Source organism: Rhizobacter sp. (genome assembly GCF_046595475.1).
Taxonomy (GTDB): domain Bacteria; phylum Pseudomonadota; class Gammaproteobacteria; order Burkholderiales; family Burkholderiaceae_C; genus Rhizobacter.
This window is the reverse complement of sequence record NZ_JBKJOQ010000039.1, coordinates 35,653-57,317: the sequence shown is the minus strand read 5'-3', so window position 1 is coordinate 57,317 and position 21,665 is coordinate 35,653. Positions and strand designations below refer to the sequence as shown.

At 67.9% G+C, this 21,665-nt stretch carries 22 protein-coding genes; 16 read left to right on the top strand and 6 right to left on the bottom strand.

What is annotated here, in order from left to right:
- Positions 1-213: 213 nt before the first annotated feature.
- Genes AC30QB_RS07220 through AC30QB_RS07210 form a run of 3 tightly spaced genes read left to right on the top strand, consistent with a single transcriptional unit; the run spans position 214 to position 3,786 of the window.
- Entirely contained in the window at positions 214-1,218 is a 1,005-nt protein-coding gene (locus AC30QB_RS07220; protein WP_489545515.1) for a glycosyltransferase family 2 protein, read from the top strand.
- Complete coding sequence (locus AC30QB_RS07215; RefSeq protein WP_489545514.1) at positions 1,215-3,101, top strand: GtrA family protein; 1,887 nt, start codon at positions 1,215-1,217, stop codon at positions 3,099-3,101. The genes AC30QB_RS07220 and AC30QB_RS07215 overlap by 4 nt, the downstream gene beginning before the upstream one ends.
- Entirely contained in the window at positions 3,088-3,786 is a 699-nt protein-coding gene (locus tag AC30QB_RS07210) for a class I SAM-dependent methyltransferase (protein WP_489545513.1), read from the top strand. The genes AC30QB_RS07215 and AC30QB_RS07210 overlap by 14 nt, the downstream gene beginning before the upstream one ends.
- Here the strand turns inward: AC30QB_RS07210 and AC30QB_RS07205 are convergent.
- From AC30QB_RS07205 to AC30QB_RS07180, 6 genes are all read right to left on the bottom strand, one after another.
- Positions 3,765-4,976 (bottom strand): glycosyltransferase family 2 protein, encoded by a 1,212-nt coding sequence (locus AC30QB_RS07205; RefSeq protein ID WP_489545512.1) that lies wholly within the window; start codon positions 4,974-4,976, stop codon positions 3,765-3,767. The two genes, AC30QB_RS07210 and AC30QB_RS07205, sit on opposite strands and share 22 nt — an antisense overlap.
- A gap of 24 nt (positions 4,977-5,000) precedes the next feature.
- Positions 5,001-5,963, bottom strand: a complete 963-nt coding sequence (locus AC30QB_RS07200) for a PFL_4669 family integrating conjugative element protein (protein ID WP_489545511.1) — start codon at positions 5,961-5,963, stop codon at positions 5,001-5,003.
- A gap of 40 nt (positions 5,964-6,003) precedes the next feature.
- Complete coding sequence (locus AC30QB_RS07195) at positions 6,004-6,606, bottom strand: STY4526/YPO1902 family pathogenicity island replication protein (RefSeq protein WP_489545510.1); 603 nt, start codon at positions 6,604-6,606, stop codon at positions 6,004-6,006.
- 344 nt (positions 6,607-6,950) lie between these two features.
- The gene (locus AC30QB_RS07190) at positions 6,951-7,658 is read right to left on the bottom strand and encodes an IncC plasmid conjugative DNA transfer DtrJ family protein (RefSeq protein ID WP_489545509.1); all 708 of its coding nucleotides are present in this window, start codon (positions 7,656-7,658) and stop codon (positions 6,951-6,953) included.
- The gene (gene traD, locus AC30QB_RS07185) at positions 7,655-9,724 is read right to left on the bottom strand and encodes a type IV conjugative transfer system coupling protein TraD (protein ID WP_489545508.1); all 2,070 of its coding nucleotides are present in this window, start codon (positions 9,722-9,724) and stop codon (positions 7,655-7,657) included. Before traD ends, AC30QB_RS07190 begins: the two co-directional genes overlap by 4 nt.
- 9 nt (positions 9,725-9,733) lie before the next feature.
- Positions 9,734-11,026 (bottom strand): conjugal transfer nickase/helicase domain-containing protein, encoded by a 1,293-nt coding sequence (locus tag AC30QB_RS07180; protein ID WP_489545507.1) that lies wholly within the window; start codon positions 11,024-11,026, stop codon positions 9,734-9,736.
- A 489-nt stretch (positions 11,027-11,515) separates the two neighbouring features.
- On the opposite strand from AC30QB_RS07180, the gene AC30QB_RS07175 reads away from it, so the two are divergent.
- Genes AC30QB_RS07175 through lepB form a run of 13 tightly spaced genes read left to right on the top strand, consistent with a single transcriptional unit; the run spans position 11,516 to position 21,662 of the window.
- The gene (locus AC30QB_RS07175) at positions 11,516-12,166 is read left to right on the top strand and encodes a lytic transglycosylase domain-containing protein (RefSeq protein WP_489545506.1); all 651 of its coding nucleotides are present in this window, start codon (positions 11,516-11,518) and stop codon (positions 12,164-12,166) included.
- A complete protein-coding gene (locus AC30QB_RS07170; protein WP_489545505.1) occupies positions 12,163-12,990 on the top strand; it encodes an OmpA family protein in 828 nt (275 codons plus the stop codon). The genes AC30QB_RS07175 and AC30QB_RS07170 overlap by 4 nt, the downstream gene beginning before the upstream one ends.
- Complete coding sequence (locus tag AC30QB_RS07165; protein ID WP_489545504.1) at positions 12,987-13,235, top strand: hypothetical protein; 249 nt, start codon at positions 12,987-12,989, stop codon at positions 13,233-13,235. Before AC30QB_RS07170 ends, AC30QB_RS07165 begins: the two co-directional genes overlap by 4 nt.
- 46 nt (positions 13,236-13,281) lie before the next feature.
- Positions 13,282-13,614 (top strand): hypothetical protein, encoded by a 333-nt coding sequence (locus tag AC30QB_RS07160; RefSeq protein WP_489545503.1) that lies wholly within the window; start codon positions 13,282-13,284, stop codon positions 13,612-13,614.
- Positions 13,615-13,642: 28 nt separating this feature from the next.
- Complete coding sequence (gene traL / locus AC30QB_RS07155) at positions 13,643-13,945, top strand: type IV conjugative transfer system protein TraL (RefSeq protein ID WP_489545502.1); 303 nt, start codon at positions 13,643-13,645, stop codon at positions 13,943-13,945.
- On the top strand, positions 13,942-14,526 hold the full coding sequence (gene traE / locus AC30QB_RS07150; protein WP_489545501.1) for a type IV conjugative transfer system protein TraE: 585 nt from the start codon (positions 13,942-13,944) through the stop codon (positions 14,524-14,526). Before traL ends, traE begins: the two co-directional genes overlap by 4 nt.
- Entirely contained in the window at positions 14,498-15,298 is an 801-nt protein-coding gene (locus tag AC30QB_RS07145) for a type-F conjugative transfer system secretin TraK (protein ID WP_489545500.1), read from the top strand. The genes traE and AC30QB_RS07145 overlap by 29 nt, the downstream gene beginning before the upstream one ends.
- A gap of 6 nt (positions 15,299-15,304) precedes the next feature.
- Positions 15,305-16,726, top strand: coding sequence for a TraB/TrbI/VirB10 family type IV secretion system protein (locus tag AC30QB_RS07140; RefSeq protein WP_489545499.1), 1,422 nt, complete (start codon positions 15,305-15,307; stop codon positions 16,724-16,726).
- A complete protein-coding gene (locus AC30QB_RS07135) occupies positions 16,716-17,480 on the top strand; it encodes a DsbC family protein (RefSeq protein WP_489545498.1) in 765 nt (254 codons plus the stop codon). Before AC30QB_RS07140 ends, AC30QB_RS07135 begins: the two co-directional genes overlap by 11 nt.
- Before the next feature lie 30 nt (positions 17,481-17,510).
- Positions 17,511-18,176: a type IV conjugative transfer system lipoprotein TraV gene (traV, locus tag AC30QB_RS07130; RefSeq protein ID WP_489545497.1), complete on the top strand. Its 666-nt coding sequence runs from the start codon at positions 17,511-17,513 to the stop codon at positions 18,174-18,176.
- Positions 18,166-20,763, top strand: coding sequence for a type IV secretion system protein TraC (gene traC, locus AC30QB_RS07125; protein WP_489545496.1), 2,598 nt, complete (start codon positions 18,166-18,168; stop codon positions 20,761-20,763). Before traV ends, traC begins: the two co-directional genes overlap by 11 nt.
- A complete protein-coding gene (locus AC30QB_RS07120) occupies positions 20,760-21,122 on the top strand; it encodes a hypothetical protein (protein ID WP_489545495.1) in 363 nt (120 codons plus the stop codon). The genes traC and AC30QB_RS07120 overlap by 4 nt, the downstream gene beginning before the upstream one ends.
- 3 nt (positions 21,123-21,125) lie before the next feature.
- Positions 21,126-21,662 carry a signal peptidase I gene (gene lepB, locus AC30QB_RS07115; RefSeq protein ID WP_489545494.1) on the top strand — a complete coding sequence of 179 codons (537 nt, stop codon included), beginning with the start codon at positions 21,126-21,128 and terminating at the stop codon, positions 21,660-21,662.
- Positions 21,663-21,665: the final 3 nt, after the last annotated feature.

Below are 21,665 nucleotides of genomic sequence, written 5' to 3'. Positions count from 1 at the left end.
CCGCTCCCCTATCGTTTCCGGATTAGCGACGAACCTCAGACCAGCTCCGTTCGGGGTGAGGTATCGAAGCCCAGCGCTGGCCTTCGATACCTCAGCCCGAACGCAACCAGGCGAACAGCATTGGGAGCTGAGGTTCGTCGCCAATCAGTTGTCGTTTTGCCACCGCCGGTCAGCCCTTTCCTGCCTCACCGCGCATGCCCCGGACCCGCCTTCATGATGAAGCTCCACATCGTCGTGCCTTGCTACAACGAAGAAGCCGTTCTCGCTGAATCGGCGCGCCAGTTCGATGCGTTGCTGGCCCGCTTGATTGAAGCCGAGAAGATTTGGCCTGACAGCCACGTGACCTTCGTCGACGACGGCAGTCGCGACAACACCTGGGCGTTGATCGAGCGAGAAGCCGCCACCCGGCCGCGTGTAGGCGGCATCAAGCTGTCGCGCAATCGAGGCCATCAGAATGCGGTGTTCGCCGGCCTGATGACCGTTGACGGCAGCGCGGTCGTCACCATCGACGCCGATCTGCAAGACGACCTGGGCGCCATCGAGTGCATGGTCGACGAGCACCTGAACGGCTGCGACATCGTCTACGGTGTGCGCAGCGACCGCTCGACTGACACGGCCTTCAAGCGCCACAGCGCACGGCTGTTCTACCGGTTTCTTGCGCTGTTCGGGGTGGAGCTGGTGCACAACCACGCCGACTTCCGACTGATGAGCCGGCGCGCGATCGAGGCCTTGCGCGAGTACCGCGAGACCAACCTGTACCTGCGCGGCATCGTGCCGCTGATCGGCTTTCGCACCACCACCGTCGCCTATGCGCGCAAGCAGCGCTATGCCGGTCAGTCCAAGTACCCGCTGGCCAAGATGCTGGGCCTGGCGCTCGAGGCCATCACCTCGTTCTCGACCGTGCCGCTGCAAATCATCACCATCCTCGGCGTGACCGTGTTCGCCGGTGCGATGGCGGTGTCGGCGTGGGTGCTGTGGGTGGCCTTGTTCACCCACGATGCGGTGCCCGGTTGGGCATCGACCGTGCTGCCCATGACCTTTCTCGGTGGCATGCAAATCCTTTGCATGGGCGTCGTCGGCGCCTACCTCGGCAAGATCTATGGCGAGGTGAAGGCGCGGCCGCGCTTCTTCATTGACCGCACGGCAGGCTTCGGCACATCGGGGCTGCCTGCAGCTGCCGCACGCTCACGTGCCGCGCCCGAGACGCACGGGTCATGAGCAATGTGGCCGCCGGCCCATGGGCGTGCATGCGCCGCCACAGCGCTGCCCGGTTCCTGCTGGTTGGCGCAGCATGTGCCGCGCTGTCGCTCACGATCATCTTTGCGATGAAGGCGTCCGGGGGCTTCGGCGACGCCTGCGCCAACGCCGTGGGCTACGGGGCGGGCCTGGTGTGCGGCTTCGGGCTGAACCGCAGCTGGACCTTCCAGCACCGCGGTGCGTTGGCGGCTGCGCTGCCCAAGGCCGCGATCGTGCTGGGCGTGGCCTATGGGCTCAACCTTGCGCTGGTACTGCTGCTGGTGCGACAGGGTGTCGACGCTTATGTGGCGCAGCTGGCCGGCATGCCGGTCTATACAGCACTGTCGTACGCCGGCTACCGGTGGTTCGCGTTTCGCGCTGACAGTTCACTGCGCATTGCGCACTCTGCCTGGCCCGTGTCCGCCGCGTTGATCGCAGCGGTGTCGCTCTTCTATCGGTTGGGTGATCGGCCCCTCGCCCTCTGGGACGAATCGCGCCTCGCCAACAACGCACTGGAAATGGCGCACAGCGGGCTCTCGCTCGTCACCACCTTCGATGGGCTGGCCGACCACTGGAACACCAAGCCGCCGCTCGTGGTGTGGCTGATGTCTGTGGCCATCCGCTTGTTTGGCGCCACCGAATGGGCCGTGCGCCTGCCCTCGGCGCTCGCCTCGCTGGCCACCGCGCTTTTGGTCTATGGCTTTTGCAGCCTGCGCCTGCGCCGGCCCACCGTAGGCTTTGCCAGCGTGATGGTGCTGCTCATGACCTCGGGCTACATGGTTCATCACGGGGCCCGCGCGGGCGACTACGACGCCATGCTGACCCTGTGCACCACCGCCTTCCTGATGTCGGCCTATCTCTATTTGCACGGGCGCAGCGCCGACCGTGCCAAGTGGCTGGCGCTGTGCACGCTGTGGGTGCTGCTGGCCTTCATGACCAAGACCATTCAGGGCCTCATCTTCCTGCCCGCGCTCTTGCTCCCTGCCGCCTGGCAGGGCCGGTTGCCGCACATCTTGCGCAGCCGCGCGGTGCACGCGAGCGCGGCCAGCGTGCTGCTGGTCGCAGTGGGTTACTACCTCGCTCGCGAGCGGGTCGATCCAGGCTACTTCGAGATGGCGCAGGCCAACGACCTGCTGGGCCGCTTCAACACCGTGCTGGACGGCCACGAAGGCCATGCGTGGGATTACCTGTTCCGCTTCGACCGCTCGATCTGGCTGCTGCCCGGCCTGGGTGCGGCAGTGTGGTTGGCCTGGCGCGGCAAGGGTGAGCGGCGCCGGTTGGCCGCCTACTTTGGCGTGCTCTGCCTGTTCTACCTGGCCGTGATCTCGCTCGCGAAGACGAAGCTGCCTTGGTACACCATGCCGCTCTACCCGCTGCTGGCCATGCTGGTGGCCCTCGGCCTGGAAGACTTGATCCGGCGCGCCGCTGCCGCACACCACCGGCCGGCGCAGGTGTTCGGCGGGTTGTGCGTGGCGATGGGCGCGCTGGCGCTGGCAAACAATCTGGTGGTTCAACATCACTTGGCCCAGGTGTCGGCCATAGACGAACGCGATCACTACAGTCTCTTTCTTCGCTCACCGGTGTTGCGTGCGGCGGGGCTGCGCAAGCTGGTGGTGCTGCACCCCGGCTACCCGAGCAGCCAAGGCGTGTACTACATGGCGCCCACGCTTTTTTACGCGCAAGTGCTCAGGCGACAGGGCTACTCCGTGGTGGTGCAGCCGACCACCGAGCCTGTCCCTGCCGATGCCGAAGGGGTGGTGCTGTGCGGTGGCGCACGCGCGTGGTCTGCCGCACCGCCTCTGGTGTCGGAGCGCGATTGCGGCGTGTACCCCGCCAAGCCCACGCTCGCCCATGGACAAGGCTGAGTTCGACGCCGTCGCCGACGCGTATGCGCAGCTGCACGCGCGCAACATCGCGGCCTCGGGCGAGACTCCGGAGTTCTTTGCCCGCTACAAAGTCGAAGACACGGCGAAAGAGGCCCGCGCGCACGGCGTGCAGGCCAGCGAGATCCTCGACTTCGGCTCGGGCATTGGCAACTCGCTGCCGCACTTCGGGGCGTTGTTCCCGCAGGCGCAGCTGACCTGCGCCGACGTGTCGGCGCGCAGCCTCGCGGTCAGCCAGTCGCGCTTCCCCCATGCCCCGGCGCGCTACCGCGAAATCACGGTGCCCCTGCAGCTGCCCTTTGGCACCGAGAGCTTCGACCTCTCGTTCTCAGCCTGCGTGTTCCACCACATCCCGCATGCGCAGCACATCGCCTGGCTGGCCGAGCTGCGCCGCGTCACGCGGGCCGGCGGGCTGCTGGTGGTGTTCGAGCACAACCCCTTCAACCCGCTCACCGTGTCGGCCGTGCGCACCTGCGAGTTCGACGAGAACGCGCAGTTGGTGCGCGGCCACGCGCTGCTGCGCAGTGCCCAGGCGGCCGGCTGGCAACAGGCGCGCCTGGTGTACCGCATGTTCTTCCCGCGCGCCCTGGCGTTCGCGCGGCCGGCCGAACGCTGGCTGCGCCGCGTGCCGCTGGGGGCGCAGTACTACCTGGTGGCGCGCGGCTGAGGCGCGAGCCCGGGCCAGTGCGTGGCGCCGGGCACCGTGGCCGCGCGGCCATGCTCGCGCAGGCCGAGAACGCCCATGAACAGCGAGGCCGACAGCACCTGCATGCCGGCCAGCAGCAAGGCCAGCGCCGGGATCACGAGGCGCATGCCGACCCGAGGGTCGAGCGGGCCGAACTGGCTGTGGTCCCAGGCCGCGACCGACATCAGCGAGAGGCCCAGCCCCAACAGCACCATCAGGCCACCGCAGACCAGGCCACGCTCTAGCGAGAACCAGCGCGCAAAGCGCGCGATCTGTGGCGTGAGCGGCAAGAAGCCGTGGTCCGCGGCGAAGACCCTGGCGAACACCGCAAACGCCACCAGCTGCAGCCCGATCACTGAGGCGCCGGCGGCATAGAGCATCGTGTGGACGTCGAGCACCACCTTGCCCACCGGCAGCGGCCCCTGCAGCAGCACCGCCTGCCCGAGGCCGCCCAGCCACAGCAGCGCGAGGCCGGGGTAGAGAAACAGCCAGCTGGGGCTGAACAGCAGCAAGAAGCGCAGGTGCCGCCAGCCATCGCGCCAACTGCGCAGGTGCGGTGGCCGGCCCCGCCCGTCGGGCGACAGCGTGGTCGGCACCTCGGCGATGTGCAGGCCCTGAAGCGACGCCTTGACCACCATCTCGCTTGCGAACTCCATGCCGCTGCAGCACAGGCCCAGCGACAGCACGTCCTCGCGGTGGAAGCCGCGCAGCCCGCAATGGAAGTCGCGCACGCGCGCATCGAAGAGCACGCGGCCGACGGTGCTCAGCACCGGGTTGCCCAGCCAGCGGTGCAGCCGCGGCATGGCGCCCGGCGCGATGCCGCCTTGGAAGCGGTTGCCCATCACCAGCTGCGTGCCGTGCCTCAGCTCGGCGACGAAGGCATCGAGCTGGCTGAAGTCGTAGCTGTCGTCCGAGTCGCCCATGACCACCCAGCGCCCGCGTGCGGCCTGGATGCCGGTGATCAGCGCGGCCCCATAGCCGCGGCGCGGCACGTCGACCACGCGCGCACCCAGCGCCCGTGCGATCTCCTGCGAGCCGTCGGTGGAGCCGTTGTCGGCAATCAACACCTCACCGTGGATGCCGGCACGCCGCAGGAACGCGTGTGCTTTGTGGATGCACACGCCGACCGTGCGCGCCTCGTCGAGGCAGGGCATCAGGATGGTCAGTTCCATGGGGTGGGTCGGCTCGGTGCCAGTTCAGAGCAGGGTCGAGGTGTCCTGTTCGGCCGGCGCGTCGGCGCTCAGCTTGAGCTCGGACAGCAGGCGCAGCTCTTGTTCGCTCAGGCGTTCGCGGCGGCGTGAGTGGCGCGGGCGCTGCTTGCCGGTGAAGACGTCGCGTGGCACCTCGCCGTAGGCCTGTACGACGGTGTTGATGCGCGCGCGCGCCTCGTCGTCGGCATGGGGCAGGAAGTCGCTGCGCGACAGCTTGCGCAGCTCGGGCCGGGCCAGGTGACGCTCGAAGCGCACCGCCACCTCGAAGGCCGAGCGGCAGCTGCGGCGCACCCCGGTGATCAACTCGCGACCCTGCGTCTCGGTCATGCGGTCCTTGCGTACCAGGGTCTTGACCAAGCGCACGAAGTAGTCGAAGCGCAGCACCAGTTCGGCGATGGCGTACCCATAGGGGCTGCGGAAACCGATCTCCAGTTCGGCCGGCTGCTTGGAGCGTTGCACCGACAGGCTCAGGCCGCGCTTCTTGCAGGCCTCGATCTCCTGTTCGCGCGAGGTCGTCGCTTCGTCGATCAGCTGGCCGGCGGTCTCGATGGCGGCGCTGGTGGAGATCAGGCCCCAGTCGGCATAGGGGTTGTCGTTGCTCGACAGCAGCCAGATCGAGCGCGCCGCGGCGGCGGCGCGGCGCCCACCCACGATGCCCGAGACCTGGCTCTTGGAGTCATGCGCACGGCCGGCAAAGAGAAACATCGCCTCCTTGGTGTGCATCACCATCTTGTCCTGGTCTTCGTCGACCAGGTCGCCCACATCGATCCGGTGCCGAGCCGGCGCCTTGGGCGCGCGACCGAGCGTCGGGGCCGCCGCCACGTGGACCGGCTCCAGCACGTCGAGTTCGTCATCGGCCTCGTGCATGGCGCTCAGGCCGTGCAGCGGCAGGCCCACGGGGGAGGACGCGGGGTGGACGCCGTTGATCGGTGGTGTGGTGGTGCTCATGGTGGATGCCTCCTGCGCCGGCGGCGCATGTGTGTGTAGGTCAGGTGGACTCGATGGCTGCGCACAGCGTGGCCAGCGAGAAATGCGGGAAATGCTCTTTGAGGCGCCTGTAGCGCAGGCGTGCGCTGGGCTCTTGCGCACACAGCGTCTTCCAGCAGCGGTAGATCGCGTAGGTGGTCTCGGGCTCGGGCAGCGGCGGGCGCCCGCCGCGCGACTCGCAGCCCAGGCGCTTGCGGTGCTGCGCGATCACGCGCGCGCTGACCTTGGGGAACAGCGTTCGCACCAGGGCCGGCGTGGCGCCGTTCAGGATGAAGAAGTCGAGGTCGGTTTCGTCGCGCTTGAGGGCGCGGTACGAGTTGACCACCGCGGCGGCCTTCTTGTGGTCGATCACCACCCCCAGGCATGCACTGGAGCCGCTCAGGATCTTGGCCACGTCGTTGATGGGCATGGTGCTCATCTCGCTGACCAGGCTGTCCTCCCAGCCCATGTCCTTCAGCGAAGCGCGTTCCTTGGTCGACATGCCACCGAACAGTCGGTTATGCAGAAACAAGGCCACCAGGCGACCAAGCGTGTCGTCCTTCTCGATGGGAAAGATGGCCTGGCCGCCCGATGCGGTGAGGTTGGAATGTGCTGATTCGTGCATGCTGTTTACCCCTTGAAACGACGTCTCTGTTTTCGTGCAGCTGCGGCTTGTGAACTGCTTGCAGCACGCGCTTTTTGCGCTTGTCATCGAAGCTGACGCGATTCGCTTGGTCGATGACGAGGATGAATGTTCGGTGGCGCTGAGGCCGTTCGATAGAACGCACATGCTGCGACCGTATCGGGCCATTGGGATGCGTGACCACAGGTGTCCAAACCCCCCTGAAAGCGCGCGTTATCACCAACAACTCTTGAATCTGCATGCTGGTCTGGTTTCAGTTCGTTGCAATGTTTTCGCGCGCTGGTGAAGAGGTGTTTGAACCCAGATGCTGTGGCGAGCGATGTAACTCAGATGTACTTCTTGTAGTACGTCCACTGCACCCGCGCGAGCACCGTGATGCCGAGCGCGAAGCCCACCATCGTGAGCACCGGGTTCACGTGCAGGGGCAGGCACAGGGTGGTGATCAGGAAGGAGCCCACGAGCGCGTACTGGAAGTACTTGGTGCGGTGGTAGACGCTGGCCGACTCGCGCCCCGCGCAGGCGCGGCGGATGGCGCGCTCGGCCCGGCCGTCGGCATGCGCCACCAGGTAGAGCAGGCCCAGCAGCGGCAGCATGCCCACCAGCATGGCCAGGCGAACGCCGAAGACCTGCGTGGCCACGAAGACCACTTGGAACACCGGCGCGGTGACGCCGATCACGCGGCCGAGGCTGCGGTTGAGCTCGGAGGCCGCGGCCGCGGGTGTCGGGTCCTGGGCCATCGACTCCAGGCCGGTGGCGACGAAGAGCGTCTGGTGCAGCCACTGCGTGAGTTCCTGCGCCACGCGACCCATGTGCGCGAGCGGGCGGCCGGGCGCGATGTCGCGCAGGGCGGCGTCGAACAGCGAGGCCAGGGCCGCGGTGTCGCGGTGCCATGCACTGAAGTACAGCCACAGGCACAGGCACCAGAAGGCCAGCAGCAGCGCGGCCATGCCCATGACCACGGTCAGCACCAGCCGCACCGGAGACAGCAGGGCCGCGGCAAGCTGCCGGTTGGGAAGCAGGATGGTGTCGCTCATGGTGCGGTGGCTCCCAGGGCAGGTGAGTGCGCGTGCGCGGGCCGGGCCGGGTCTTCGTAGCGCGCCGCCAGGCGCCGCGCAATGTCGGTGGCGCTGGCCAGGAAGTGCGGGTCCCCCTCGGTGGCCAGCAGCGGGATGCGCAGCTTGTAGAGCTGCCCGCCGTTCAGCAGCGCGAAGGCATGGCCCTTGGGCAGCTGGCCCAGGTCGGCGGGTGAAAGCGCCGTCACCTTCTCGAGCGTGAGGCGGTCTTCGTTGCTGCTGGTGAACTCGGCAAACTCCTCGGCGTCGTTGGAGTCGCCGGCGCGCGAGACGGCCGTCATGCTGGCCACGTAGACCTCGCTCAGGCGCAGGATGAAGCCCTGGGCGGTGGCGTCGTCGAGCACGCGCATGTAGATGCGGGTGTTGAAGTTGCCCTCGATCTGCCGCGCCTTGGCGGGCGTGCCGATCTTGGCCTCGATGTCGGCCGCGGTCTGGGTGTAGGCCACCACCTGGAAGCCCGCGCCGCCGGCCTTGTTGATCATCGGGATGAACTCTTCGCCGATCAGCTCGTTGAACTCGTCGGCATGGATGCACAGCTTGCGCGCGGGCAGCGCGCTGCTTTGCCCGTCGTCGATGCCGCGCTTGTAGATGCGGCTGGCCACGCTGGTGAGGTCGGCGAACATGGCGCTGCCCACGGCCGCGGCCACGCTGCTGGAGCTGAGCGCGTCCAGACCCACGTAGACGATGCCGCCGTTGCCGATCACCGTGCTCCAGTCGAACACCGGGCGCAGGTCGGTGGGGTCGGTGTAGTCGGGCGACAGCAGCTCGCCGGCCTTGCCCCCGGTCAGCTTTTCGAGCAGGGGCCGCACCGAGGCGACCAGCTTCTCAAAATGCGAGCGCGGGTGCGAGATCACCGAGATGAGCGACTCGGCCACGTCGTCCTGCAGCTTCTTGCGCTGCATGTAGGCGATCAGCTTGGCCGCGCGCGGGCTGCGCTCGCGCAGCTCCTTGTCGATGCCGCTTGCGCGCAGGTCGGTGCGCGCCGCTTCGATGTCTTCGCGCCAGCCGATGGCCTCGCGCGTACGGTCCAGCCACCACTCGATGTAACGCACGGTGAGTGCGTCGCTGTCGTTCAGGTAGCGGCGCAGGTTCTTGTAGCTCGGCCGCTCGCCGAGCGCGACCACGCCGCGCATGGTGCCGTTGACGTAGTGCCACACGAACTGCTTGAAGCTGCTCGCGCTGCCCTCGCCGGGCACGCCGTTGGCGATGCGGTCGGCCACCTCGGTGATGCGGGTGAAGTCGCCGATCGGGTTGTAGCGCGCCGACAGCTCCGGGTAGCCGAGGTGGAAGAAGTAGAAGCTGTCGCTGCGCCCGCTGCGCTCGGCCTCGGCATACAGGCGCTGCAGCACGCCCAAGTCGCCCTTGGGGTCGAGCACGATCACGACGTGGCCGGCGTGGATGTCTTGGCTGGCCATTACCTCCAGCAGGCGCGACTTGCCCACGCGCGTGGTGCCCACCACCAGCACGTGCCCCGGTCGCTCCGACACGTTGAGGCCCACCTCTTCCTCGTCAGGCTCGACGCCGTGCATGCCGAGCGAACCGCCGAGTTCCTGGGCGGTCGACAGCCGCGCCGGCCTCATGGCCGGGATCAGCAGGCCGACGAGCGTGGTGGCAAGGCCATCGCGCCGCACCCGTGTCATCAGTGAGTCGGCGCTGCGCTTGTGCGCGTCACGGCCGTCCAGGCGCGAGAGTTCGCGCTGCAGGTCGTACCAGCGCTGCGTGTGGCGTGCGGTCCAGCGGAAGCCCCGGCCCAGGAAGGTCTGCTGAGCGGGCCGCGGCAATTCGTCAGGCGTGAGCAGGTAGGGGCGGGGTTGCTCCAGCCCACGCCGGTAGCGAACGATGCGCAGGCCTTGGTTGGTGCGCCACGCGGCATGCAGCACCAGCAAGGCGCCCAGCACGAACGCGGGCAGCGCAGGCAGCGCGAACGACGGGTAGGACAGCATCAAGGCCAGCGCCGAGCAGAACGAGACCAAGGCGGCGCCGAACTCGACGGGCTGGCGCAACAGATTGTCGATGGGGTAGCTCACAGGGCCTCCTTACATCAGGCGCGACAGCCCCGGGTGGGGCGGTGGCGGTGTGGTGATGAAGCGTTGCGGCGCCTGGATCACCAGCGCCCGCAGCACGGGGGGTGTCTTGCCGTCGCTGCTGCGCTTGAACTGGAAGCGGTGCATGTTGGCGTTCTGCGGCCCGCGCAGGTGCCAGCCTTCGGCGCACACCGCGCGCAGCACCTCTTTGCCGAAGGCGGTGATGTCGGGCGGGGTGGCCTGGAGCGGCCCGTTCGGGTGCTCGCTGGCGTATTGCTGGAAGATGCCCGGCGCCACCAGCACCATGCCGTCGGCGGCAAAGTGCACCCGGGCATCGGGCGCGTTGCTCAGGATGGTTTGGTCGGCCAGCCCTTGCGTCAGCCACTGCATGAAGCCTTGTGCCAGCGCAGGGCCCGAAGTCGCGGGGGGTGCGTGCGGCGCGGGTGAGGCGCGGGTGGGTTCGGGCCTGTCGTCGGCTGCCGTCGTGGCGGGTTCTTGCGGGGCTGCGTTCGCGGGCAACAAGGCTGCTGCCGCGGATGTGATTGCGGCCACGGGTGCGTCCACCGATGCGGGCTCGGCCGCAGCGGGCGGCGGCAGCGTCACGGCAGCTGCAGCCGCCTGGACCGTGACCGCCGCGGGCCTCTCCAGCGTGTGTGTCGCGTCGCGCCCGCTGCGCACCAGGTGGTGCAGCACGTTGTGGCCTTGGGGCTGGGACAGGAAATCCTGCAGGTGCTGCGACAGCTCCTCGTCCTCGAGCAGCCACTGCAGGCTGTGCGCGTCCATCCAGGGCCGCAGCAGGTCGCGCAGCGCCGCCGGCTCGGCCACCACCCAGGCGCCGCTCCAGCGCAGGTCGTGCAGCATCGCGGCCACGAACACGCCGAAGGTCCAGCGGTACGAGCGCGGCTCGATGTCTTCGGCCAGAGCACCCGGTGGCAGCAGCATGGCCTGGCGGTAGCCCAGGCTGTGGTACGTCTGGGTCAGCAGCGTGTGGACCTCGCCGCTGCGGCCGGCGTTGGCGTAGTGCGGGTGGGCCAGCACGCGCCGCACGAGACCGAGGCACTCGCGCTCGAAGCTGACGGCGGAAAAGCGACTGCGGTCGCGGATCGCGCGCAGGCGGCCCCGGTGCGGTGCCAGCAGGGCATCGGCCTCCTCGGCCGTGAGCGGCACCACGGAATCGACGCGGGTCGGCGTCGCCGCCAGGCGCTCACCCGGGGCCCGCGGCGCGGCACGCAACACCCACCAGCCGGCCAGACCCACGGCGCCGAGCGCCAAGCTTGCCAGAAGTTTGAATGCTGTTGCGTCCATGAGGTTCGCGCCAATGCGGTCCATGCCAGCCTTCGCCGGTCATGCGCAGGCATGACCGCTGATGTCGCTCGAAGGCACTGGAGGGATGTTAGGAATGCGCGTCGGCGGCAGCGTCGAAAACCGCCAGTGATCGCTGTTTGGGTTTGCGCTGTCCCGCTGCTGTCGAGGGCAGCGCCTGCGTCAAGCGCTGCGGATTCGACGATTTCTTCACGGCAGGTCTCGGCGCGTGCGGCCGTGTCGGCGTCAGGCACCCGTAAGACAAGCGCGACGCGCGTCGCGGGCCTCGCATCCACCCTTTCCGTCGCTAAAAGAAAACGCGTGTGCGTGTGCCAGCGCGCACGCAAGTACCACACGACTTTTGAAGCTGCAAGCGACAACGCCTGCGCATCCCGTGGCCTGTTTCTCCTCGTCTGTCGCGGTTCCCATTTCTACGATCGCCTTACCGAATGACGAATCAGACATCCCGACACCTCGGTGGCATCCATGACCATGAACATCACTCGCCTTCTGACATGCACCCTGCAGCGCCTGGCCGCGCAGGTGGCGGCGGGCGTGGTGCTGGTCGGCCTGCCGCTGGCGTCGCTGGCCTGCTGGCAAGAAGCGGCTGAGCGCTACAACATCAACCCGCACGTGCTGCATGCCATTGCCCAGTGCGAGTCCAGCCTCAACCCGCAGGCCATGAACCGCTCGCACACCGAGCGCACCGGCACTTACGACATCGGGCTGATGCAGATCAACTCGTCGAACCTGCCGGCCCTCAAGGCCTACGGCATCGGCGAGAGCGAGCTGCTCGACGCCTGCACCAGCATCAACGTGGGCGCCTGGATCCTCGCGCAGAAGATGCAACGTCACGGCAACAACTGGGAGGCCGTGGGCGCCTACAACGCCGCCTGCACGCAGCTCAAGGGCGAGGCCTGCACTGCGGCGCGCAACCGCTATGCCCGCTGCGTGTACCGCCACCTGCCGCGTGAGCTCAAGGGCGAGCCAGCGAGCGCCTCGCCCGCGTCGGCACCGGCGGCCGAGGTGGCCCGGGCCGAGCCGCAAGCCGCCCCTGCCAGGCGGGCCGCCTCGCGGGCTCGCCCGAGCACGCTGATGGCGGCCAACGCGCCGCAAATCGTCGCCGTGAAAGTCATGCCATGAGATTGCACACCCCTTGCAAGTTCGCCTTCTTCGCCGCTGCCGTGGCGGCCCTGGGCATCGCCCCGGTGGGCTGCGCGCAGCGACCGGCCAGCGTGACCCACCGCGCACCGGCCGTCGAAGAGGCCTTGGCCATCACGCAGGTCGGCTACGGCGCACGCGCCACGTACGTCACCTGCCCGCTGTCGGGCTGCTCGCGCCCCACGCCCAAGACCATCATCGAGCCGCATGCACCCGAGCGGCCGGAGCCGCCGGCGATGCTCGCCGCTGCGCCAGAGCCGGTCACCGAGGCGCCCGTGCCTGCACCCGCACCTGAGCCAGCACCGGTGACCGTGCTCGAGCCCACGAAGGCCGCGCCGGTCGAGGCCGTGCCCGTGCCCATGGCCGCACCGGCAGCCACCGACACCCCCGAAGCACCCGTTGTCGCCAAGGCCCTTGAAGACCGCCGTGTCTTCGTGTCCTTCCCGATTGGCTCGGCGCGCCTGAGCCCCGAGGCGCGCACGCAGCTCGACCGGCTGGCGCCGCGCGTGCAGGGTGCCGAGCGGGTGGTGATCCGCGGGCGCACCGACGAACGCGGCGACAGCGACACCAACGACCGGCTGGCACTGCGCCGCGCGATGGCGGTCTATGCCCACCTCAAACGTGCCGCCCAGGTGTCTGGGAAGCCATTCCAGCTTCTCGCCAAGGGTGCGTGCTGCTACGTCGCACCCAACGACTCGGAAGAAGGTCGTGCGGCGAACCGTCGGGCAGAGATCGACATCGTCCTCCCCCTGCAGGCCTCTGCCATCCCACCCCGCCGCATAACAAACAAGGCGCGCTCTTCATGAACCACATCACCAAGAAACCTGATCTTCCGGCATCCATGCAAGAGCGCACGCCCCTCCCCGGGTGGAAAGCGATCCTCGTTCGCGAGGAAACCTTCCGGCGCCTGCAAAGCATTCAGAAATCCACGATCGATCCTCACCTGGACCTGCGCTACCTCGGCGATGCCGCGGTGCTGCTGGCCCTGGACGGGGCGCATGACAAGTCGATCGTGAGGCGAGCGTGCGACGAGCTGAAGCGGCATCTCTGATGCCCAGCCAAGCCAGTGCTTCAAAACCAACCTCATGGAGAAAGAAATGACCCTGACCCAGATGAAATCCTTCCTGCCCTCGATCCGCAAGGCCGCCGTGATGGCGCCGGCGATGGCGCTGCTGGCCCTGGCCGTGGACCCCGCACTGGCGGCCGACGCCGGCACCGGTGCCATGGCCACGGTGTTCGACCAGATCAACGGCATCACGCCCGGCGTGAAGGCGATCGTGGCCATCGTCGGCTTCATCGTCGCGCTGGTGAGCCTGGTGGCACTGCGCAGCTTCTCGGCCGTGCTGTTCTTCCTGGGCCTCGCGGTCTTCGGTGCCGGCGGCCTGGCGATGGCGCAGACCCTGCTGGGCGCGACCGTCTCGCTGATCTGACGCACGCCCGCGCAGCACCCAGAACACCATGAGTGCCAACAGCACCTATATCCCACGCCGGCTGGACGACCAATGGAAGGTCGGTCTGTGGGATATGGACGTCGCCATTCCGTGGCTGCTGACCTTCGCGATCTTCTACACCGCGCTGGGAGGAATGCTGGGCATCTTGCTGGGTGCGGCGGGGTCCACTTTTGTCGGGATCCAGGCTTCCAAGCTGAAGGCCGACAGGCACCCCGCGTTCGTTATGCATTGGGCCTACTGGCATCTCCCAGCATTCATCGTGCAGTTCCACCGCACGCCTCCCTCACATCACCGGAGGATGATCGGATGAACCCGACCGTCGTCAGTACCGACCTCAAACAGCTGCGCAACGCGGTGTCGCTGCAGCGCTATTCGATCTTCGGCCTGGTCGGCGCCGTGGTGCTGTGCCTGCTGACCGTCTACAACCTGGTCGGCCGCGAGCGCACCGTGCTCGTGCCGCCGGTGATCGAGAAGAGCTTCTGGGTCACGCATGACAAGGTGAGCGGCTCCTACCTGGAGCAGATGGCCGCCTTCGCCACCTACCTGATCCTGGACGTGGCGCCGAGCTCCATCGAGTGGAAGAAGAACCTGCTGCTGCAGTACGTGCTGCCGTCCAACGTGGCGGAGTACGAAACGCGGCAGAAGCTGGAGGCCGAGCGCATCAAGACCCTCAACGCCTCGACGCAGTTCGCCATCACCGGGCTCAAGCCCAACGAGCGTGACATGAGCGTGCTGGTGTTCGGCCAGCTCGCCACCTACGTCAACGGCCACCGCACAAGCGACGAGAAGCGCAACTACCGGCTGCAGTTCGTCTACACGAACGGCCGCATCCACCTGACCAAGTTCGAAGAGGTGACCGTCAATGAAACCCTGCAGCAAAAACTCAAGTAGGGCCGCCTTCGCCGCAGTGCTGGTGCTGGCCTCGGGCAGCAGCCAGGCGCTGCAGACGGTCGAGGCGCGCGACGGCGTGTCGGTGGACGCCGCCATGTCGATCAAGGAGCCCACGCGCATCAAGGTCGACGGCGCGTCGATCACCGACGTGTTCGGCAACATCCACTCCAGCAACTGTGGTGCCCCGGGCCTGACCGCTGCATCCAAGGGCGGGTCGTCGGGCGTGAACCACGCCGGCGAAGTGGTGCTCGAGTGCGACCGCGACAAGGGCGAGATCTACGTCAAGCCGGTGGGCCTGGGCACCAAGCCGGTCAACCTCTTCATCTCCACTGCCAATGCCACCTACACGCTGGTGCTGCGCCGCGTGGACATGCCGGCCGACACCATCGTGATCCGCGACCGCGGCGCGAGTGTCGCCTCTGCCGGTGCCGCCAGCAACCGCCTGGGCGGCGCCGGCAACCACGTGAAGACGATCAAGAACCTGCTGGCCACCATGGCCAGCGACCGCCCCGCCGCCGACGTGCGGGTGCAGGACGTGCGCCGCCCCGTCGAGCTGTGGAAAGAGACGCGTTTCGTGCTGCTGCGCACCTACGAGAGCCGCGGCATGGTGGGCGAGAAATACCTGCTGACCAACTCCGGCGCCGAGCCGATGGTGCTGGCCGAGCAGGAGTTCGACCGCGAAGGCAGCGACGTGCTGGCCGTCTCGATCGAGAACCTGAACCTGCGCCCTGGCGAGAGCACCGTGGTCTACGTCATCCGCACCGAGGGCTGAACCATGATGTCCGAACAGATCAAGCAGCTGCGCGCCAGCGTGCTCAGCAAGCTCGACCCCAAGCAGCGACAGTGGGCCCTGCTGGTGAGCATCGGACTCGGCTTCGGCGCGGTGATGTACGCCATGTTCGCGATCTCCGACAAGACGCCGCCGGCCGCGGCGGTGGTCGACCCGGTGGGCATCATCCCGGTGAAGAAGGACGTCTCCCCCATCATGGCCACCGGCCAGGCGGTGCGCCCGGCCGACGCCTGGATCTCCAAGGCTGGCCAGGAGCTCGACCAGCTGCGCCGTGACCGAGAGAACGAGAAACTTCGTCTCGCGCAGCAGGAGAAAACCAACAAGGAGATGCTGGCGCGCTTCGAAGAGTTGAACAAGAAGCTCGCCCAGCCGGTGGCGCAGGCGCCCGTGCCCGCAGCGGCTGCCTCTGACACCCGCGTGGCAACGGCTGTGCCGGCGCGCAACCTGCCACCCCTGCCACCGCCGCCGCGGCCGCGCAACGGCGCCGACAACAGCGGCCCCATGGCCATGCCCTTCGGCGAGCCGGGTGCCGGCCCCTACGGCTCACCCGCCTCGACCCTGGTGCGCGTGTCGATGTCGGACGCGGCCGCGGTGCCGCCCACGCTCGCCGCCGCCGTGCCGGCGCAGGGCGCCCAGGGCGGGGATGCAGGCCGGGGTGCATCGCGCAACCTCGACAACTTCCTGCCCATCTCCTTCACCAAGGCGGTGCTACTGGGTGGCCTGGACGCGCCGACCGGCGGCCATTCGCAGACCAACCCGCACCCGGTGCTGCTGCGCCTGGAAGACAACGCCGTGCTGCCCAACCGCTTTCGCGGCCAGGTGCGCGAATGCTTCGTGGTGGGGGCCGGCTACGGCGACCTGAGTTCCGAACGCGCCTACATCCGCACCGAGAAGCTCTCGTGCATGCGCAACGACGGCACGGTGATGGAGATCAGCATCAAGGGCTCGATCTTCGGCGAGGACGGCAAGGTCGGCGTTCGCGGCCGGCTGGTGTCCAAGCAGGGCCAGGTGCTGGCCAACGCGCTGATTGCCGGCGTGATCAGCGGCATCGGCAGCGGTGTGCAGGCGAGCTTCACCAACACCCAGACGAGCGCGCTCGGCACGGTGCAGACCACCGACCCCAACCACGCGCTGCAGGCCGGCATGGGCGCGGGCTTCAGCAAGGCCATGGACCGCATGGCGCAGTACTACATCACGCTGGCCGAGAAGATGTTCCCCATCATCGAGGTCGATGCCGGCCGCTTGGTCGATGTGGTGCTGACCGAGGGCGCGGTGCTCGAGATGCCGCTCGGCGCCGGCGCAGGCCCCGGGCCGGGCCGCACCAGCCGCGGCAACGACAACAACAGCAGCAGCTACTACCCGGTGCGCGGCACCCCGACCCGCACCATCGGAGCCTCCAATGACGACTAGCCCCCGCGTCTGCGCCTGCGTGCGCGCCATCACCTTGCCGCTGTTGATGGGCCTGGCGTTCGCGGCCGGTGCCGCGCCGCAGTCCAAGGACGAGCAGCGCGTGCTCGGGCAGCTGAAAAAGCTGTACCCGGCGACCCAGTTCAGCAAGGTGTCGAAGACGCCACTGAAGGGCGTGTACGAGGTGGTGATGGGGCCCAATGTGGCCTACGTCGACGCGACCGGCCGCCACTTCCTGTTCGGCCACCTGTTCGACATGCAGACGCAGACCGACCTCACGGCCCGGCAGCTGGTCGGCGGGGGGGCGCCGGCGGTGACCTACGAGACCGCGCCGCCCGCACCCGGCACCCCCATCGACCTCGCCCAGCTGCCGTTGGGGGACGCGCTCAAGCGCGTCAACGGCACCGGCGAGCGCATGCTGGTGGTGTTCTCCGATCCGCTGTGCCCTTACTGCAAGCGGCTCGACGCCGACCTGCCCGAGCTGGCCAACACCACCGTCTACACCTTCCTCACGCCCATCCTCGGGCCCAACTCGCGCAAGGCGGCCGAAACCTTGTGGGCCGAGTCGGCACCCGGTCGCGACAAGGAGCTGGCGGCGATCGACCGCAACCTGGCGTTGGCCAGCCGCCTCGGCGTCAACGGCACGCCCACGCTGATCCGCGCCGACGGGCAGCGCACAGCCGGCGCGATGCCGCCCTCCGATCTCGCGCAGTGGCTGGACGCCAGCGCGAAGCCGGCGCTGCGCGCCGCCCAATGAACCGTGCCCCATGCACCGAGGACACCTGACATGAAACCCGTTCGCCTCCCTGTCCGCACCACTGTCCTGGGGCCGGCGGCCCTGCTGCTGAGCGGCCTGCTGGCCGGCTGCTCGGGCTTGGGCGGCGGCTCCAGCCTCACCTGCAAGTTGCCCGACGGCGCGCGCTGCGATTCGGTGTCCAACACCTACTCCGAATCGACGCGTGGCGAGCTACCCGGCCAGCGCAAGCGCAACGCGTACGAGGGCGCCCCGGCGGCGCCGAGCGGCACCAGCCAGCGCGGCGAAGGCGGGCAGCTGTACGCCGACCCGCGCTTCACGCAAATGGGCATGCCGCTGCGCTCGCAGCCGCGCATCGTGCGGGTTTGGATCAAGCCGTGGGAAGACTCCGACGGCGACCTGCACGACCAGACCTTCGTCTACCTGCCCGTCGATGAGGGCAAGTGGATGGTCGACCACAAGCAGCGCGAAGTGCGCGAAGCCTATGCACCAGCGCGCGCGAGTGCGCGCAGTGCGGCGGCCGCCACCGTGGGCGCGGCGCAGCCCTTGCCTGCCGCCTTCCTGAAGCCGGCGTCACCGGCCCCCGCTGCCGGCAGGCCGACCGAGCGCCTGAGCGAGGCGGTGCAGAACGCGCAGAAGGCGCGACCCGCGCCGGTCTCCAACCCGGCCAAGAACCAAGGTGGCAACAGTGGCAGCTAGGCTCCTCAAGGGCGGCCGCCCTGATTCGGCCGAACGCAAGCCCGGTTTCCTGGACCAGCTGTTCTCGCGCGCCAAGGGGGCTGCCAGTGGCGACCAGGGCGCGCCCGACCAGTTCACCACCTGGCTGCCGTACTCCTCGTACCTGCCCGACGAGAAGCTGTTCGTCAACAACGAGACCATAGGCTTCGTGCTCGAAGTGCTGCCGCAGTCGGGTGCCGACGAGCGCATGACCGAGATTCTGTCCTCGCTGTTCAGCACCTGCGGCAAGGGCTCGGCGATCCAGATGAGCCTGCTGGGCTCGCCCTTCATCCTCGGGCCGCTGCGCCGCTATGCCGAGCTGCGCATGCCCGACACGGACACCGAGGCCAAGTCGATCGAGTACGGCCGGCAGGCGCGGCACAACAACATCTTTCGCTCGCTGGCACGGCGGCGCACCGGCTTCTACCTGCGCGGTGCGCACCAGTCCATCGCCAAGGGCTTCCACTACACGGTGCGCGACTTCCGCCTGGTGTTCAGCGTCAGCGTGCCCGGCAATGTGGATGACATGACCCGGCGCGACGAGCTGCTGGCCCTGCGCGACTCGATGTCCACCACGCTCAATGCGGGCGGCTTCCCGAACCGCCCCTTCGGCGCCAGCGACCTGATCAACTGGGTGGCCAACCTGGTCAACCCGCACCGCTTCTACACACCGCGCCCGCCGGTGCTGCGCTACGACGCGAGCCGCGAGCTGCGCGACCAGATGGTCGACTTCGACACCATGCAGGAGGCGATGCCCAACGCGCTGCGCTTCAGCAAGCCCAACCAGCCCGATGTCGAGGCACGCTTCTTCTCGATCAAGGCCTTTCCCGAGGCTTTCGCGCTCTGGAACATGAGCTCGATGATCGGTGACCTGATGCAGCCCGCGCTGCAGTACCCCTGCACCTTCATGCTCACCATGGGCGTGCACGTGCTCGACCCGACCGAGACGCGCTCGGCGATCCAGGCCAACCACGCACGCGCCATCCAGAACGCGCAGTCGCAGCTGGCCAAGTTCATGCCCGATTCGCAAAAGAAGCTCGAGGACTGGTCGGCCGCGGCGCAGATCGTCGACGAGGGCGGCACCCTGGTCAGCCTGTACCACGAGATCGCCATCTTCACCTCGCCCGAGAAGGCGGTGGCGATCGAGGAAACCACGCGGGCCATCTGGCGCGCGCGCGGCTTCGAGATCAACAACGACATGTTCCTGCACCGGCAGTCGCTGCTGGCCAGCCTGCCCATGACGCTGAGCCCCAAGTTCCACGACGACATGAAGCGCATGCGCCGCGTGACGCGCAAGACGGTGGCCAACGCGGTGCACCTGGCGCCCATGATCGCCGAGTGGGCGGGCACCAAGACGCCCACGCTGATCCTGGGCGGGCGCCGCGGCCAGATCATGGGCTTAGACCTGTACGACAACGACCAGGGCAACTACAACGCCGCGGTGATCGGCACCTCGGGCTCGGGCAAGTCGGTGTTCCTCAACGAGCTGGCGTGGTCCTACCGTGCCATCAACTCGCAAGTGCGCATCATGGATCTCGGGCGCTCGTTCGAGAAGCTGTGCAACCGCGCCGGCGGGCAGTTCATCGAGTTCAACACGCGCTCCGAGATCTGCGTCAACCCGTTCTCGGTGGTGAAGGACATCAACACCGACATGGCCATGCTCGCGCCGGTGATCGCCAAGATGGCCTCGCTGACCACCCAGCTGGAGGAGGTGCAATACAAGGCCATCAACGGCGCCGTGCTGCGCCTGTGGAAGATGTACGGCGCCGACATGACGATGACCGCCTTGCGCGACCTCTTCAAGTCAGGCTCGCTGCCCGACCTGGAGATGCACAACGACAGCCGCCTGCGCGACCTGGCCATCATGCTGGAGCCGTACACCGCCGACGGCCAGTACGCCCGCTTCTTCGAAGGCAAGGGCAACGTCGACTTCAGCAACGACTTCATCGTCATCGAGAACGAGGAACTCAAGCGCGCGCCGGACCTGAACGTCGTGGTCAACATGATCATGCTGTACCAGATCACGCAAGACATGTACCTCTCGCGCGAGCGGGGCGACCACCGCAAGAAGATCCTGATGATCGACGAGCTGATGCAGCAGCTCGGTGGCGGCAGCGGCGACGACGACGTGAAGGCACGCGTGATCGAAGAGGCCGCGCGCCGTGCCCGCAAATACGGCGGCAGCCTGATCACTGCCACCCAGGGCGCCGACGACTACTACTCGTCCAAGCAGATGGAGGCGGCGTTCCAGTTCTCAGACTGGGTGTTCCTGCTGCGCCAGAAGAGCGAGTCGATCGACCTGCTCGACCAGCGCAAGCGCATCGCGATGGACGAGCACAAGAAGCGCCTGCTCAAGTCGCTGCGCACCGAGGCTGGGGCTTTCTCTGAGCTGTACGTCTTCTCGCCCATGGGCGAGGGCGTGGGCCGGCTCATCCTGGACCCGTACACCCTGCTGCTGTTCTCCAACAAGGCAGACGACAACCAGGCCATTGACCGCCGCCGCGCGGCCGGCATGTCGGTGGACGACGCGATCACCGACGTGTTGCGTGAACGAGGAGTACGCACATGAACGCCCGGGCATTCAGCTTGCAGCTGCTGGTCACCCTCGTCGCCGTGGCGGCGCTGCTGGGCCTGTACCACCGCTTCGTCATGGCACCGGCCATGCGCATCGGCGTCGTCGACGTGAGCGAGGTCTATCGCCTGAAGGAGAAGCAGATCCTGGAGGTGGTGACCAAGCCGGCGGTCACCGACGCCGACAAGCAGAAGGCGGTGACGATGGCGCTCGAGTTCACCAAGGCACTGCCCGCGGCGCTGGAGCAACTGCCGCGCGAATGCAACTGCTTCGTGCTGGTGCGTTCCGCCGTGGCAGCGGAGACGCCCAACATGATCGACCTCACCCCTGCGCTGCGCAGCAAGATCGGGGTCTGAACCATGGACCTGGCCGTTCTGCGCGGCGCGAGGCTGCTGCGCGCCTTCCATGCTCAGCACCTCGAGATGTGGCGGCACATTGCGCGCCGCTGGTACGTCTACGTCGCTTTCGCGCTGACCGCTGCCCTGATGGCGCACTACTTGGGCATCAACTTCACCAACAGCGTGCCCGAGCGCGTGGTGTGGTTCGAGTTCGGCGCCACACCCCGGCGCGGCGACCTGATCACCTTCCGCTTCGAGGCCACCAGCGGCCCGGCCGCGCCGCTGAGTGGCATGCGCTGGCTCAAGCGCGTGAAGGGGGTGCCGGGCGATGTGATCACGGTGAGCGATCGCACGGTGTACGTCAACGGCGTGCTGATCGGCAAGGCCATCGAGCGCACGCCCAAGGGATCGGTCCTGCGGACCGTCGCACCAGGGGTCATCCCGCCGGGGCACTACTTCATCGGTGGCAGCAGCAACGACAGCCTCGACTCGCGCTATGGCGAGATCGGCCTGGTGCGCAGCGACCAGCTCATCGCGCGTGCGCATCCGATCCTCTGAGGC